Raw genomic sequence first — 14,950 nt, forward strand, 5'->3', positions numbered from 1 at the left:
ATGTATAAAGTTTTTTTCAAAACTCTGTGCATTGCGTTACTGGGAGCTTCGGCTCTCAGTATCTCCTTTAATGTACAAGCACAACGAGTTGTTCAATATTATCAAAATCAATCCATTACTATTCCTGACTCCCCCGAAAGAGTCGCCACGAGTTGGAATGCTCAAAATGCGATACTTGCTATGCTTGGTGCTGGAGATAAAATTGTTTCCACAACCGATTTAGTCAAAACTATTCCCTTTTTTACCGAGATTGTTCCCGCTATAAAAACGGCTTCAATTTCTAGTAAAGGTAATAATGACACACTGAATATCGAAACATTAATTGTTAGCCAGCCTCAAATCTTTTTTGCAACAGGAAAACTATCTGATGCACAAATGACAGAGCTAAAAAATGCAAGGATCAGTGTTGCATTATTAAAATCAGGTTCAATGGATGCATTGTTAGAAAGAACGTTGATCACTGGTGAGATTTTAGGTTCAAGTAGTCACCAATTAGCAAAAGATTATTTAGCTTACTTTCAGCGAAATAAAGAACTTGTAAAAAGTGCGGTAAACGAGATAAGCACCAATAAACCAATGAAGGTCTATCATGCTTTTGGTTCGCCATTAAGAACATCTGGCGCACCTTCGTTAAATCATGATTGGATAACACTTGCAGGCGGTGTTAACGTTGCAGAACATTGGTTTGATAATGTACCAAGCCGAGCTGGTGATGTTTCCTTAGAACAAGTTATTCATGCCAATCCTGATGTCATTGTCACTATGTATGCAAGAGATACTGAAATCATTAAGAATACACCTGAATGGCAATCCATCACTGCCGTACGTGAAGGCCGAGTTTACACAAACCCTAAAGGCTTATTTTGGTGGTGCCGTGAAACTACAGAGGAAGCTTTACAATTTTTATGGTTAGCGACTGTTTTATATCCAGAACAAACAAAGCATATTGATATCTCTAAAGAGACTCAACAATTTTATAAAACATTTTTTAATATCACCCTCACCGATCAGCAGCTCAAACATATTCTTAACCCCCTCAAAGACTAATTGTTACCGCCTCTTCATATTTACGATGAAGAGGTAACAATAACCCATACTACTTCTATTTTGATATTACCACTCGTTCTCTATACATAGTCATTTAATGATAAATACGTAAATTTTGATCTGATAACACATTTTCACCAATGCACACATTTTGCTTTTATCATATTAGGATTCACTCTTTTCGAATTTATTGGTATGAAACGCATAAGTCATAGGTTTAATAGCTTCAAAAATGTTATCAAGAGGTAAAATCATGGTAGGTAATATAAGTGGTAATTTTATGAATAGCTTATTCTAAGCAAGCATTGATTAGCTGTTTTTTATCATACAAATAAATACGAGAATATATTTCTCCGAGCATGAAAGTCTCGGTTCATATGCAATATAATTATTCTTTTTTTTGTGAAAAATAAAAATTATCATTCCCTATAAACATAAAATGCCCTAATAAGGGCATTTATTTCATATAGAGGCTTTATATCATCTATTAAGAAAATTCTTATTATTAACTAGTTAAAGAGAAACGCCTACATATAAGAATTATCTTACTCAGTTTAGTTATTCTAAAATGAGTTACTTTCTAATTTAAGAATATTATTAGAAGATAGAAAGAGCCTTGCTATCGAAATGAGCTGGAATATGTTGTTCATTATGCTCAGTTTCTTGAGTCATTCCACCTGTAACTTCTTCAAAGAAGCTACCAATATTAACGCCTAGTACTTCAAGTACTCTAACTAAGCAATCAATATCAATACGGTTTACACCACGCTCATAACGAAATAACTGTTGTTCACTAATATCAATCTCTTTTGCTAACTGAAATACAGTATAACCTTGAGATTTTCTTAATGACTTAATTTTTTGTCCAACTGCATAAGCGACTGGATACTTGCTACTCATAATATTGTTCTCGCTTTTCACTTTGATTGATATCTAATTTATAATGGTGTGTTCCCGCGCAATAATATGTAAAACTATATATTATCGAGGACACCTTTTTGTTTTAATAAAATATTATTTTTAGTAGATAAGAAATATTACAATTCATAACATGACTTATCATATGTAAATAATATACTACGCATTTAAATACTTTCAACTAGTCAAAAAAAGACAGTGCAAGTACAATGATTTACTCATACTAGTTAACAATACCTAGGAGAGCACTATATACCCTTTGTTTTCATATAGTTAAAATATTTTACTTATAAAATTACGCTTTTTTTTTCTTAAACTTTACTCATTAATTAGAATTTTCATCTAGTACAAGCTTAATTTAAAGTGTGATTGTTTGAGTTGTGCAAAAATAAATCAACTTATATCAGTCTAATTTATTTAAAATAATAAATTAACCTCCTAAAGGTAACGATTTTCTTATTTTTATTAAATTGCTTAAGTAATATCAATGAAATCTGATTAGTTTACAAATAAGCCAACATTATGTTTTTATATCAAAAACTTACATTAATTACACTGAAAAATAGATATGAATCACATTTTAAACATTTGTTAATTAATTTATATAAGCATAAACCCTTACTCTTTCAACTAAATATATTTCAAGATCCACAATTCTTTATTACTCTAGAATAAATAGATAATAGATTTAATTACTCATTTTTTTTGAATTTTTATTAATGAATAACTTATTTTAATTTTCAATTAGATTAAAAATCTTCTTTATGAAATAGAAAAAAAGTAAGTCTTAATATAAATATTTTTGTTTTATCAGTAGGTTATTTGAAGGCTAAGCGTATTATTATAAAAAACGTTCTTTTTATGACCATGTAATACTATTCTTTCTTTTTCACTCAAATACGCGCATTTGGCACGTTATAAAAACAGAACAATAATCACATCTTAAGTTAAATTCACAAAGAAATGAGCTGTTAAATATCAACTTTAGTATGATCTAATTTTGTTAAAAAAAACAAAAATTAATCTTTTTACATCCTAAGTAATTACACGTACTCCATATAAGAGTTATTCTTAGGAGAAAATAAACATTAATATTTTTATATAATTTATATTCCTGCTAAATGCACAAATTTCTCTATTTTTCGTAAAAAATGAAATTAACCACTTCAGGACAAATCAATTACTGATGAAATAAGTTCTTTTTGCTTTATATCATTTACTATCTAGTTCATTATGATGTAAAGATTGATAAATATCAAATTTTGAATTTATTTTATTTTAAATCAAACAGTTATGCAAAATCCCTTGCTATATCATCCCTTCAAAAAAGAAGATAAAACATCATTATATTTAATCTTTATTCTTATTAGCACGATCAATGATTTATAAAAAGTAAGAAAGATTAACTATAAAGCCCAATTTTTATCTTTTAATCTTCTGTATTTTTTCTTAAAAAATGAGTGCCACATATTTTTCAATTCTGACTCAAAATGTTTTAACTTGCTCATTTTATGAGAGATATTGCTCATAAAAAATGAAAAAATAATTTATCACAGTACGCCTAAGGTTATTTAATTTTATTAAAAAATTGAAAATTCCTATATCTACACTCAAAAGGAGTAGATCTTTCTTTTTCAATTAGAGTAATTTTTTTAATATTTTCAGATCAAAACTTTCCTCCCGTTCAATAATAGATACATATTTTCTACTGAGCGCAATCCCTCATCTAAAATGATTGACTTAACAGTAGAAGAACCTTTTCTTTTTTTAAGTGGCCCCATTTAAATGGTAAAAATATGACAGGATGTAAAAAAGCGTAATAAAGAAACTGACTTATGAGTCTTCTTCACAACAAGCACAATGCAATAATAAGTTAAAGCAATCTTAGAAACTAAGAGCTCCAAGGGAACAAAATAAGTAGCTAAGTGAGGATAAAGAGATAATGCCAATATAAGGGACAAGGAAAGCATGTCTATAGGGATATGTAGCCATAAGTGAAGCAACGAGCAACGTAATAGAACAGTACACACAAAGAACAAGATTAAGGCTCAAAGAATGCAACTAGCAGCAATAGCGCAGGTATTAGAAACCAAATAACTATTATTAATTCTTTTAGAAAAATACTAGGGAAGTAAATAAGGAGGTACAACGAAGAGATAAAGAAGTGGTGGGCGGTATTGGGCTCGAACCAACGACCTCCTCCTTGTAAGGGAGATGCTCTACCAACTGAGCTAACCGCCCGCTTTATTATTAAATGGTGGGTCGTGGGCGATTCGAACGCCCGACCAATTGATTAAAAGTCAACTGCTCTACCGACTGAGCTAACGACCCATTTAATAATTTTGCGTAAATCTGTAAGTAGCTTTGTGAATGGTGGGTCGTGGGCGATTCGAACGCCCGACCAATTGATTAAAAGTCAACTGCTCTACCGACTGAGCTAACGACCCGTCACAATGTTCACTACTTTATGTTGTATTTTTAGGGATGGTGGGTCGTGGGCGATTCGAACGCCCGACCAATTGATTAAAAGTCAACTGCTCTACCGACTGAGCTAACGACCCATACCTAACTGTGTGATATTGCGCGAAATAACCGAATGAAGTGGTGGGCGGTATTGGGCTCGAACCAACGACCTCCTCCTTGTAAGGGAGATGCTCTACCAACTGAGCTAACCGCCCACTTCATGATGACTAAATTCTCACTACCACGCTTTAATGTAATTGGTGGGCGGTATTGGGCTCGAACCAACGACCTCCTCCTTGTAAGGGAGATGCTCTACCAACTGAGCTAACCGCCCAATTACACTAAATCATACAACTTATCACAACGAAAATAATGGTGGGCGGTATTGGGCTCGAACCAACGACCTCCTCCTTGTAAGGGAGATGCTCTACCAACTGAGCTAACCGCCCGTCGTGATGGGGTGCATTATAGGGATACTGCGCTATGAGTCAACGATTTTTATCAGTTTTTTATCGTGAAAATGATCGTTCGTTTTATTTTTAGTCAAGATGCTTTTTTTAGCACCATAAGTGACACAGCAATTAACCAAAGTAATCCCACGGATACTCTTCGTCAAACAAAAAATCATTAATTTGAAAATTTTATCTCTGTTAAAAGCTTAATGGCATTGAGGAATTAGCATCCAGTGATAAAATAAGGCAACCATTTCGTTTTTTTGATAATCACGATTACTTATCTATATATAAGTAAGACGTACAAAGGCAATCCCAATGAGTAAAATAAAAACCCGTTTTGCACCAAGTCCTACTGGCTATCTACATGTTGGTGGTGCGCGTACCGCACTTTATTCCTGGTTATATAGCCGTCACAATAAGGGCGAATTTGTACTGCGTATAGAAGATACCGACTTAGAACGTTCTACACAGCCAGCCATCGATGCAATCATGGACGGTATGAATTGGTTAAATCTGAATTGGGATGAAGGTCCTTATTATCAGACTAAACGCTTCGAACGCTATAACCAAGTGATTGATCAAATGCTATCTGCGGGTACTGCATACCGTTGCTATTGCTCTAAAGAGCGTTTAGAGCAACTGCGCGAAGATCAAATGGCGAAAGGTGAAAAACCTCGTTACGATGGTTGTTGCCGTGGTGGTAACCATAATCACAGCGCTGATGAACCTCATGTTGTGCGTTTCTTAAACCCACAAGAAGGTTCTGTCATTTTTGATGACAAAATTCGTGGTCCAATTGAATTTAGTAACCAAGAGCTTGACGATCTGATTATTCGTCGTACTGATGGTTCTCCAACTTATAACTTCTGTGTTGTTATTGATGACTGGGATATGGAAATCACTCACGTTATTCGTGGTGAAGATCATATCAACAACACGCCTCGCCAAATCAATATTCTCAAAGCATTAGGTGCACCTGTGCCTGAATATGCTCACGTATCAATGATTTTAGGTGATGATGGTAAAAAACTTTCTAAACGTTATAACGCGGTCAGCGTAATGCAATATCGTGATGACGGCTATTTACCGGAAGCATTATTAAACTACTTAGTTCGTTTAGGCTGGTCTCACGGTGACCAAGAGATCTTTACTATTGATGAAATGATTGAGCATTTCACTTTAGAAGCTATCAGTAAATCAGCAAGTGCGTTTAATACTGATAAACTGCTTTGGTTAAACCATCACTACATCAATACACTGCCAGCAGAGAAAGTTGCTGTTCATTTGGATTGGCATGTCAAACAACAAAATATTGATACCAGTAATGGCCCATCATTAGTTGAGCTGATCAAATTATTAGGCGAACGTTGCAAAACATTAAAAGAGATGGCTGAAAGTTGCCATTACTTCTATATTGATTTTGACACCTTTGAAGAAACAGCAGCGAAAAAACATTTACGTCCAGTTGCTCGTCAACCATTAGAAGTCGTTCGCGATAAATTATCAGCAATTACAGAGTGGACAGCTGAAAATGTTCACCAAGCAATTCAAGATACCGCTAATGAATTGGAAGTGGGTATGGGTAAAGTAGGTATGCCATTACGTGTTGCTGTAACAGGCGCAGGTCAATCTCCTGGCTTAGATGTTACCGTTCACGCTATTGGTAAGACTCGTAGCGTTGCGCGCATTAATAAAGCATTAGACTTTATTACTGAAAGAGAAAAACAAGCTTAATTTACTCGTTAATCTTGCTTATTAAGAAAGATACATTCCTAAAGTAGGAAATGTATCTTTTTTTTGTACTCTTTTTCAGCAATCAATAAATAATGTGAGATTAACTGATTGACAGTATTGTGCTTGTTGCCTATTATCAAGCCCGTTCCAGTATGTTGGGGCTATAGCTCAGTTGGGAGAGCGCTTGCATGGCATGCAAGAGGTCAGCGGTTCGATCCCGCTTAGCTCCACCAATATACTTCTAGAACAATCCAATATGTGGGGTTATAGCTCAGTTGGGAGAGCGCTTGCATGGCATGCAAGAGGTCAACGGTTCGATCCCGTTTAGCTCCACCAGAATTTTAAGATCCTGAAGAGAAATCTTCAGGATTTTTTGTTTTCGACTCCTCCCTCTTTATTTATTTTTATTGTGCTGTATAACCCCCATCAATGGCATAAAATGCCCCTGTTGAGAAACTGCTTTCATCTGAAAGTAAAAATGCAACCGTTTTAGCGACTTCTTCTCTGGTTGCCATTCGTTTCATTGGATGTGTATTTGCCATCCATTCACGTACTTCATCGGGTAGCATTTGCATTCTTGGTGTATCGACATAGCCAGGCCCAATTGCATTGATCCTTATTCCTTTGTCTGCAAACTCAAGTGCAGCTGAACGAGTGATCCCTAATACGGCATGTTTAGCTGCTGTATATGCTGAAATACCCGCAATCCCCACAATGCCATTAGATGAAGAAAGATTCACAATACTCCCTCCCCCACTTTTTAATATTGCAGGTATGCCATATTTCAAACCATAAAATACGCCATTAATGTCCGTATCAATGACTGCCTTCCAATCTTCAATCTCATAATCGACAATAGATGTATTATGAGGTCCCGTGATCCCTGCATTATTAACTAAACCATGTAATGCTCCAACTTGAGCGATAATAGTTTCAATCATTTTTTCAACTTGAGAAAATGAGGTCATATCCGCCTGCAAAGCGATAACTTTTTTGCCCGTTATATCAATTGAACGTGCTGTTTTTGTTATTTCCTCTAAATGCCGACCAGTAATGAAAACCGTTGCACCACGTTGGAATAGCAATTGTGCAATACCTTCACCCACACCTGTACTTGCTCCTGTGACTAAAATCACTTTATCTTTAAAATAGTCCATCATTTCGACTTCACCTCTTATCAACTGCGTCAAGTTTTATCGGCCAACCATAAAGTAGTTAACCAAAGTTAACTATACATCATCTTATTTAATTAACTTTAGTTAATCAATATAAAGTTTATTCGCAATGAATGACCTGATAATATTAACTTTAGTTAACATAATTTATGAGATAGCGTATTTATGGAGAAGTGTGAATTAGAAAACGCATTGTCATTATTACAATGCACATTAGTCGCGCAACGAACTCGTTATACCCCAGAACAAGTCACTTGGGGTCAATATGATATTTTAGAATTATTGCGCTTACGAGGTGACTTAACCCCTTCTCAATTAAGTAATTCATTGGCGATTTCAAGACAGAATTTATCGAAATTTATGCGAGGATTAAAATCCTTAGGATTTATTGCGCAGTATCGTTCTGAAAAAGACAAGCGTGAGCTTATTACTCATTTAACTGATGAGGGTCACGCTTTTCTAGCAAGAGCGGCATTAGGTCGAAAACAAAATGCTGAGAAAATAAGTGAATGCTTAACACTCGGAGAGCAAACATTATTTATTGAATTAAGTCAGAAAATCATTAATGCATTAGCACCTGATAAATCAGCTATGGATAATGATTAACATCACCGCTTTAATGGTTTTAATAACCCTTCTAAACCTTCAATTTTAATTGCTAAGGTCATCTCCATGAGTTGACCAAGCTTACCTTCAGGAAACTCGCCTTTCTTTGCAAACCACAATAGATACTCTTCAGGTAAATCAACCAGCATACGTCCTTTGTACTTGCCAAATGGCATTTGTGTGTTTGCTATATCGATAAGGTGCTGTTTCTCTAACATGTTCTCTACCACGTCGTCATTGGAGGGATAAAACTGATTATAGGGTAAATTAAAGATAAAAAAAGCAGTACCCAGAGGTACTGCTTGATTTTCTGTTACTTGATTAACAAGTGACTCTGTTTACATTGTTATTTTATTCACATGCCATCTGTTTTATCTTCAAAGATTAAACAAACAAACCTGCGATAGCTGCCGATAAGAAGCTAACTAATGTAGAACCGAACAGTAATTTTAGACCGAAACGAGAAACAACGTTACCTTGTACTTCGTTTAGACCTTTAATCGCACCAGCAACAATTCCGATTGAAGAAAAGTTAGCAAATGAAACTAAGAATACAGATAAGATACCTACAGAGCGCGGTGAAATTTCCGCAGCGATATCTTGTAAGCTACCCATTGCAACGAATTCGTTAGACACTAATTTAGTTGCCATAACACTACCAACACGTAATGCATCTTGCTCTGGTACACCAATTACCCATGCTAATGGATAGAAAACGTAACCTAAGCAATCTTGGAAGCTAATACCGAAAATCATGCTGAAAATCGCATTCACAGCAGCGATTAATGCAATGAAACCAATCAGCATTGCAGCAACGATTAATGCAACTTTGAAACCTGCTAAGATGTATTCACCTAACATTTCAAAGAAGCTTTGACCTTCATGCAGATTACCCATTTGGATCTCTTCTTCATTTTCAACAGAGTATGGGTTAATCACAGAAAGGACGATAAAGGTACTGAACATATTCAGTACTAGAGCAGCAACAACGTATTTTGGATCTAACATTGTCATGTATGCACCAACAATCGACATTGATACTGTCGACATTGCTGTTGCAGCCATGGTGTACATACGACGCTGAGACATTTTGCCTAATACATCTTTATAGGCAATAAAGTTCTCTGATTGACCAAGAACTAGTGAGCTCACTGCGTTGAATGATTCCAGTTTTCCCATACCGTTCACTTTAGAAAGCACAGTACCGATAATGCGGATCACGAAAGGTAATACTTTGATATGTTGAAGAATACCAATTAATGCAGAAATAAAGATAATTGGACATAAGACATTCAGGAAGAAGAATGCTAAACCACCTTTCATCATGCCACCGAATACGAATTCAGTACCTTGTGCGGCATAACCTAATAAGTGATCAAATAATCCAGCGAAGCCACGAACAAAGCCTTCACCAACATCAGAGTTGAGGAAGAACCATGCTAATGCGATTTCAATAACTAATAACTGCACGATATAACGCAGACGGATCCCTTTGCGATTGTTACTCGCAACGAAAGCTAATGCGCCAATAACGGCGAGTGCTAAAACGAAGTGAATGATAGAGGACATGCATGCTCCAAAAATAAAAATAAATCTTGTAGAGCATTTTATGTAACGCGTAACATTAGGATGTGACTATTGTCACAATCTCATGAAACCGCATACACACTATTTATTAAATAAGATAGGTTGATCACACTTTGTGAGTTACTTAAGAAACATTAAATGTAAATTTAGCTTAAGTAAAAATGCCACTGAGAAGGTTTTCCCAGTAGCATTTATTAAATAGTAGAATGATTATTTCGATTGATCAAGTAATCGTATCATTTCATCTTCATCGATAACGGTTATCCCTAATTCGTTAGCTTTCACTAACTTAGAGCCTGCTGCTTCACCAGCAATCACCATATCGGTTTTTTTAGAAACACTTCCGCTCACTTTTGCACCTAATGCAGCTAATCTATCTTTTGCTTCATCACGCGTTAACTGTGAAAGCGATCCAGTTAACACAACAGTTTTACCCGCAAAAGGATTATCACCCGCTTCATGAGTCACAATAACAGGCGCTTGCCATGTAATACCGGCATCATTGATCAATTGATCAATAACCGTTCTATTGTGTTCTTCTTGGAAGAAATTAACGACATGCTTAGCCACAACATCGCCCACATCAGGAACAGATTTTAGTGCTTCAACATCTGCATTTCGTAATGCATCAAGTGTTGAGAAATGTGTTGTTAATCCACTTGCTGTTGCTTCACCGACTTCTCGAATACCCAATGCATAAATAAAACGTGCAAATGTTGTTGATTTAGCCTTATCTAAAGCTGCGATCAATTTTTTAGCTGATTTTTCACCCATTCGCTCTAAACCAGACAGAATTTTTTCATCTAAACGGAAAAGGTCAGCTGGCGTTTTGACGTATTCTTTATCAACCAGTTGGTCAATAATTTTATCGCCCATTCCATCTACATCCATGGCTCGACGTGAAACAAAATGTTTAAGTGCTTCTTTACGTTGCGCGCCACAAATTAAACCACCAGTACAACGTGCAACAGCTTCACCTTCAATGCGCTCAACATCAGAATCACAAATAGGGCAATGTGTCGGAAAGATAATTTCTTGAGCATCATCAGGACGTTTTTCTTCAATCACACTGACAACCTGAGGAATAACATCACCGGCTCGGCGAATAACCACGGTATCGCCAATGCGTATCCCTAAGCGTTCAATTTCATCAGCATTGTGTAACGTTGCATTACTCACAACCACCCCCGCGACTTGAACAGGCTCTAAACGTGCAACAGGTGTAATAGCACCAGTACGCCCTACTTGGAATTCAACATCTTTGATAATCGTCATTTGCTCTTGAGCTTGGAATTTATAAGCAATAGCCCAACGTGGTGCTCTTGATACAAAACCCAGTTCTTCTTGCAGTGCAATATCATCAACTTTGATAACAACACCATCAATATCAAAACCTAAATTAGGGCGAATTTCTTCTACATGGTGATAAAAATCAAGGACTGCTTTTCTACCAGTGCAAAGTTTTACAGCATCGCTAACGGGTAATCCCCATTTTTTAAATTGCTGTAGGCGCTCATAGTGGCTTGTTGGCAATTCGCCACCTTCGAGTACACCAACACCATAACAGAAAAAGGTTAATGGACGTTTTGCTGTAATACGAGGATCAAGCTGTCTTAATGAGCCAGCTGCGGCATTACGAGGGTTAGCAAAAACTTTTCCACCTGTACGTCGCGCTTCCTCGTTTAAATATTCAAAGCCTTTTTCATTCATAAAAACTTCGCCACGAATTTCAATGCGAGCAGGGATATCTTCACCGTATAAGCGCAGTGGAATAGCCTTAATTGTTCTCACATTCTCGGTGATATTTTCCCCTGTAGTACCATCACCACGCGTTGCAGCTTGTACTAATACTCCATTTTCATAAAGTAAACTGACTGCCAATCCATCTAATTTTAATTCACAGCAGAAAGTGATCTCTTCACTATTCTTTAAACGATCACGTAAACGCTTATCGAAAGCCAGATAGCTTGTTTCATCAAAAGCATTATCCAAAGAGAGCATTGGAATTTCATGTCTGACTTGCTCAAATGCTGTCAGGGGTAAGGCGCCGACCCGCTGTGTTGGAGAATCAGAAGTAATTAATTCAGGGTGTTCCGCTTCTAATGCTTTTAGCTCATTCATTAAGCGATCGTATTCAGCATCAGGTATTTCAGGTGCGTCCATGACATGATAGAGATATTCATGGTGACGTAGAGTAATGCGAAGTTTATCAATTTTTTGTTGAGTGTTTTTATTCATGATTATCACCAAAGAAGAAAAACCCCCGCAAGCGGGGGCTTTTTTTACAGACAAAAGCTATTGATTTAAATCCAGCGTCCTGCGGATCCTAGATTTATAAAGCTCGATTCTTTGTGGCGTTAAGAGTTTACGTTCATCATCTAGCACAACACCACCTACATCAGATGCTATACGCTGAGCCGTAAGTAACATCAATTTGAAGTTTTGATTAGCATCACCATAAGATGGCACCATCATAAACATAGATACGCCAGGTGTGGTTAATTCAGCCATAGTATCAATGTTAAATGTTCCCGGTTTCACCATATTCGCTAAACTAAACAAAACAGGACCATTCGCTGTTGGATTAAGATGGCGATGGAAAATATTCATTTCACCAAACTGGAATCCAGCCTGAATGATACTTTGCATCAATAACTCACCATCTAACATTTGTCCATGATGTGCACTTACATTTAAAACAATAACCAGTTCTTTCTCCGCTTCTGTTGCTTGCGAAGCTGATTCAGCTTTAGGCTCTTCAACTGGTGCATCATGCGTAACCTCAGTTTCAACAGGAGTCACGTGAGCTCCAGTCTCTGAAATTGAAGGCTCAAAACTCGCTGATGGGCTTACTGTATTAACATGTGATTTTATTTCACTAGTAACATTAGCCGCAGGTGCTTGTTTTGGCTCATCCCTAACAATGGGTTCAGGCTCTTTTTCAATCACATCAAAAACACCAAGACTAGGCTCTTGCTGTAATGAAGTATCGTGAGAGCTCCCTTTTGTTTGGGGTTCAGACATTAATGGATCTCTATCAGCCACTGAAATTTCAGGTTCATGCAGAGGCTCCGATTTTATCGGTGGCTCACTCTCCCGCTTTTCAGTAGAGGATAAAGTTGATGTCTGATGACTAACCTCAGCGTATTGCGGTTCGTCATCGTTCTCATCTGACTGATAATTCTGTTTCTGACGTTTTACTGGGCGATTACGGAAAAGCTTAGAACGCTCTTTTCGACCAATCCATAAGCCGTGTAATAACAAAGCTATGATTAAAATCGCACCAACAACGATTAATATCAGACGCAAATTTTGCTGCATCATTTCTATCTCTGTTGTCTTGAGGTTTAATAGCCACGTTGGCAAATATTACTTTTTACTAAGAGTATTTGCCAATGCTCATAAGTGCAAGCCAATACTTAATTTTCTTGTCACAAAGATACACACATCAATCTCTTATGCGCATTTTTTAGACAATTCATGACTAGTAAGGCTGATTATCTCCCTATATGATACTAGCTTGCCCTCATTGGAGAGAATAGGAAGTATGACAAATTTGACAGAAACGAATAAAAATTTAAATGGATTTCATTATTTTGCTCTTGGTTGGCGTTTAATCACACGCAAAGGGCTAAAACGTTTTGTTATCTTACCCCTACTTGCCAATATTATTATTCTCGGAAGTGCCTTTTGGTGGTTATATGGTCAAATAGGTGGCATGGTCAATTGGATGATGGAAAAAGTCCCGGATTGGTTGCAGTGGCTGAGTTATTTAATCTGGCCATTATCCGTTATTTTTATTTTATTAGTGTTTACTTATTTCTTTAGTACTTTAGCCAATATTATTGCTTCCCCATTTAATGGATTGTTGGCTGAAAAGTTAGAAGGTCAAATAACTGGCATTGCACCACCAGATACGGGCGTTGCAGGTATATTGAAGGATGTTCCACGTATTTTAAAACGTGAGCTAACTAAAATAGCTTATTATTTGCCTCGTGCTATTGTCTTGTTATTGCTCTATTTTATTCCTGCTATCGGACAAACTGTTGCCCCTGTTTTATGGTTTGCTTTTGGTGCTTGGATGATGGCAATTCAATATAATGACTTCCCATTTGATAACCATAAAATTTCATTTGCAGCGATGAAATCTTCGCTGAAACAAGACAAATGGAATAATCTTCAATTTGGTATGGTTATTAATATTTTTACTATGATCCCTATTCTAAATTTAGTCATCATGCCGGTTGCAATTTGTGGTGCAACCGCAATGTGGTGCGATCGTTATCGTAAACAGCATGTACAAGATGGACAGTGGTAAATTTAATTTAACGACTTATTGATAAATGAGAAAAACCCCGTTTTATTAAGACGGGGTTTTATTTTATCGTTTTTTTCTAAATTGTAGTTTGGTTTATTTAGTTATGAGTGCATTACTCAATTAATGAGCGTATATAGTCTTTCGTTTCTTCCCTATCCATTGGCTCACGCTCATTAATGCCCATTTCAAAAATATTTAATGCACCATCTAATTTTTCCATAATTTCTTCATCATCTCGAATACAGAAAATATAAGCATTTTCAAATGGTGTGAGATCCACTAATCGTAATTCTTTATCTGTCAAAAAGTGGTTAATATATTCAAGATAAGGCAATTCATAAGGCAACATATAAGGGTCTACACTCACCTCATCCCAATCAATATTTTCAACTTGAGATAAAATCAATGCACTCGGTGATTCAGGCAAAGAGATATGCTCTAACGATTTTAGATCCGGAATATCACCAAAATATTCTGTCCACTCCACATAGTCCATTAATCCTTGAGCTGAGAGTGATTCATATAACCAATTAAGGACATCTTCTTGAGCATCTGACTCGGGTAAATTTTCACGCAAAGCTTGCGCGTCTAATTCAGGTACAGCGAGTTCAAGTACGCTAATCAACTCTTCAATGGTTTCCATTATG

11 protein-coding genes and 9 tRNA genes are annotated in these 14,950 nt (G+C 36.4%); 6 read left to right on the forward strand and 14 right to left on the reverse strand.

The window, feature by feature from the left end:
• Entirely contained in the window at positions 1–1,047 is a 1,047-nt protein-coding gene (locus DK857_RS07190; RefSeq protein WP_109401872.1) for an ABC transporter substrate-binding protein, read from the forward strand.
• 597 nt (positions 1,048–1,644) lie between these two features.
• On the opposite strand, the gene DK857_RS07195 is transcribed toward DK857_RS07190, so the two are convergent.
• From DK857_RS07195 to DK857_RS07230, 8 genes are all read right to left on the reverse strand, one after another.
• On the reverse strand, positions 1,645–1,947 hold the full coding sequence (locus DK857_RS07195) for a helix-turn-helix domain-containing protein (protein WP_109393015.1): 303 nt from the start codon (positions 1,945–1,947) through the stop codon (positions 1,645–1,647).
• A gap of 2,183 nt (positions 1,948–4,130) precedes the next feature.
• Positions 4,131–4,206, reverse strand: a tRNA-Val gene (locus DK857_RS07200).
• 14 nt (positions 4,207–4,220) lie between these two features.
• Positions 4,221–4,296: transfer RNA gene (locus DK857_RS07205), tRNA-Lys, on the reverse strand.
• A 40-nt stretch (positions 4,297–4,336) separates the two neighbouring features.
• Positions 4,337–4,412, reverse strand: a tRNA-Lys gene (locus tag DK857_RS07210).
• Positions 4,413–4,450: 38 nt separating this feature from the next.
• Positions 4,451–4,526 (reverse strand) — tRNA-Lys (locus tag DK857_RS07215).
• Between the two features lie 41 nt (positions 4,527–4,567).
• A tRNA-Val gene (locus DK857_RS07220) sits at positions 4,568–4,643 on the reverse strand.
• 43 nt (positions 4,644–4,686) lie between these two features.
• Positions 4,687–4,762 (reverse strand) — tRNA-Val (locus DK857_RS07225).
• Positions 4,763–4,801: 39 nt separating this feature from the next.
• A tRNA-Val gene (locus DK857_RS07230) sits at positions 4,802–4,877 on the reverse strand.
• A gap of 321 nt (positions 4,878–5,198) precedes the next feature.
• Here DK857_RS07230 and gltX point away from each other — a divergent pair.
• The 3 genes from gltX (at position 5,199) to DK857_RS07245 (ending at position 6,953) form a co-directional block, all read left to right on the forward strand.
• The gene (gltX, locus tag DK857_RS07235) at positions 5,199–6,617 is read left to right on the forward strand and encodes a glutamate--tRNA ligase (protein ID WP_109393014.1); all 1,419 of its coding nucleotides are present in this window, start codon (positions 5,199–5,201) and stop codon (positions 6,615–6,617) included.
• 157 nt (positions 6,618–6,774) lie between these two features.
• Positions 6,775–6,850, forward strand: a tRNA-Ala gene (locus DK857_RS07240).
• A 27-nt stretch (positions 6,851–6,877) separates the two neighbouring features.
• Positions 6,878–6,953, forward strand: a tRNA-Ala gene (locus tag DK857_RS07245).
• Positions 6,954–7,021: 68 nt separating this feature from the next.
• On the opposite strand, the gene DK857_RS07250 is transcribed toward DK857_RS07245, so the two are convergent.
• The gene (locus tag DK857_RS07250; RefSeq protein WP_109393087.1) at positions 7,022–7,774 is read right to left on the reverse strand and encodes an SDR family NAD(P)-dependent oxidoreductase; all 753 of its coding nucleotides are present in this window, start codon (positions 7,772–7,774) and stop codon (positions 7,022–7,024) included.
• A gap of 183 nt (positions 7,775–7,957) precedes the next feature.
• Between DK857_RS07250 and DK857_RS07255 the strand changes: the two genes are divergently transcribed.
• A complete protein-coding gene (locus DK857_RS07255) occupies positions 7,958–8,398 on the forward strand; it encodes a MarR family winged helix-turn-helix transcriptional regulator (protein ID WP_109393013.1) in 441 nt (146 codons plus the stop codon).
• Positions 8,399–8,400: 2 nt separating this feature from the next.
• On the opposite strand, the gene DK857_RS07260 is transcribed toward DK857_RS07255, so the two are convergent.
• From DK857_RS07260 to zipA, 4 genes are all read right to left on the reverse strand, one after another.
• Positions 8,401–8,616, reverse strand: coding sequence for a DUF3820 family protein (locus DK857_RS07260; protein ID WP_023581656.1), 216 nt, complete (start codon positions 8,614–8,616; stop codon positions 8,401–8,403).
• 166 nt (positions 8,617–8,782) lie between these two features.
• A complete protein-coding gene (locus tag DK857_RS07265; RefSeq protein WP_069367879.1) occupies positions 8,783–9,967 on the reverse strand; it encodes a NupC/NupG family nucleoside CNT transporter in 1,185 nt (394 codons plus the stop codon).
• Positions 9,968–10,195: 228 nt separating this feature from the next.
• On the reverse strand, positions 10,196–12,223 hold the full coding sequence (gene ligA, locus DK857_RS07270; protein WP_109401873.1) for an NAD-dependent DNA ligase LigA: 2,028 nt from the start codon (positions 12,221–12,223) through the stop codon (positions 10,196–10,198).
• Between the two features lie 57 nt (positions 12,224–12,280).
• Complete coding sequence (gene zipA / locus DK857_RS07275) at positions 12,281–13,309, reverse strand: cell division protein ZipA (RefSeq protein ID WP_109401874.1); 1,029 nt, start codon at positions 13,307–13,309, stop codon at positions 12,281–12,283.
• Between the two features lie 223 nt (positions 13,310–13,532).
• Here zipA and cysZ point away from each other — a divergent pair, with 223 nt between their 5' ends.
• Positions 13,533–14,303 (forward strand): sulfate transporter CysZ, encoded by a 771-nt coding sequence (gene cysZ / locus DK857_RS07280; protein ID WP_088495075.1) that lies wholly within the window; start codon positions 13,533–13,535, stop codon positions 14,301–14,303.
• Positions 14,304–14,415: 112 nt separating this feature from the next.
• On the opposite strand, the gene DK857_RS07285 is transcribed toward cysZ, so the two are convergent.
• Positions 14,416–14,946, reverse strand: coding sequence for a hypothetical protein (locus DK857_RS07285; RefSeq protein ID WP_109401901.1), 531 nt, complete (start codon positions 14,944–14,946; stop codon positions 14,416–14,418).
• Between the last annotated feature and the right edge of the window lie 4 nt (positions 14,947–14,950).

Origin of the sequence: Proteus terrae (assembly GCF_003144325.1) — a bacterium.
In the GTDB taxonomy this organism is placed as follows: Bacteria; Pseudomonadota; Gammaproteobacteria; order Enterobacterales; family Enterobacteriaceae; genus Proteus; species Proteus terrae.

What these genes read in the sequence shown, in the direction of transcription:
- zipA (WP_109401874.1), bottom strand. Translation starts at nt 13,309, where the DNA reads ATGATGCAGCAAAATTTGCGTCTGATATTAATCGTTGTTGGTGCGATT.
- DK857_RS07195 (WP_109393015.1), bottom strand. Translation starts at nt 1,947, where the DNA reads ATGAGTAGCAAGTATCCAGTCGCTTATGCAGTTGGACAAAAAATTAAG.
- gltX (WP_109393014.1), top strand. Translation starts at nt 5,199, where the DNA reads ATGAGTAAAATAAAAACCCGTTTTGCACCAAGTCCTACTGGCTATCTA.
- DK857_RS07285 (WP_109401901.1), bottom strand. Translation starts at nt 14,946, where the DNA reads ATGGAAACCATTGAAGAGTTGATTAGCGTACTTGAACTCGCTGTACCT.
- DK857_RS07250 (WP_109393087.1), bottom strand. Translation starts at nt 7,774, where the DNA reads ATGGACTATTTTAAAGATAAAGTGATTTTAGTCACAGGAGCAAGTACA.
- ligA (WP_109401873.1), bottom strand. Translation starts at nt 12,223, where the DNA reads ATGAATAAAAACACTCAACAAAAAATTGATAAACTTCGCATTACTCTA.
- DK857_RS07190 (WP_109401872.1), top strand. Translation starts at nt 1, where the DNA reads ATGTATAAAGTTTTTTTCAAAACTCTGTGCATTGCGTTACTGGGAGCT.
- DK857_RS07255 (WP_109393013.1), top strand. Translation starts at nt 7,958, where the DNA reads ATGGAGAAGTGTGAATTAGAAAACGCATTGTCATTATTACAATGCACA.
- DK857_RS07265 (WP_069367879.1), bottom strand. Translation starts at nt 9,967, where the DNA reads ATGTCCTCTATCATTCACTTCGTTTTAGCACTCGCCGTTATTGGCGCA.
- DK857_RS07260 (WP_023581656.1), bottom strand. Translation starts at nt 8,616, where the DNA reads ATGTTAGAGAAACAGCACCTTATCGATATAGCAAACACACAAATGCCA.
- cysZ (WP_088495075.1), top strand. Translation starts at nt 13,533, where the DNA reads ATGACAAATTTGACAGAAACGAATAAAAATTTAAATGGATTTCATTAT.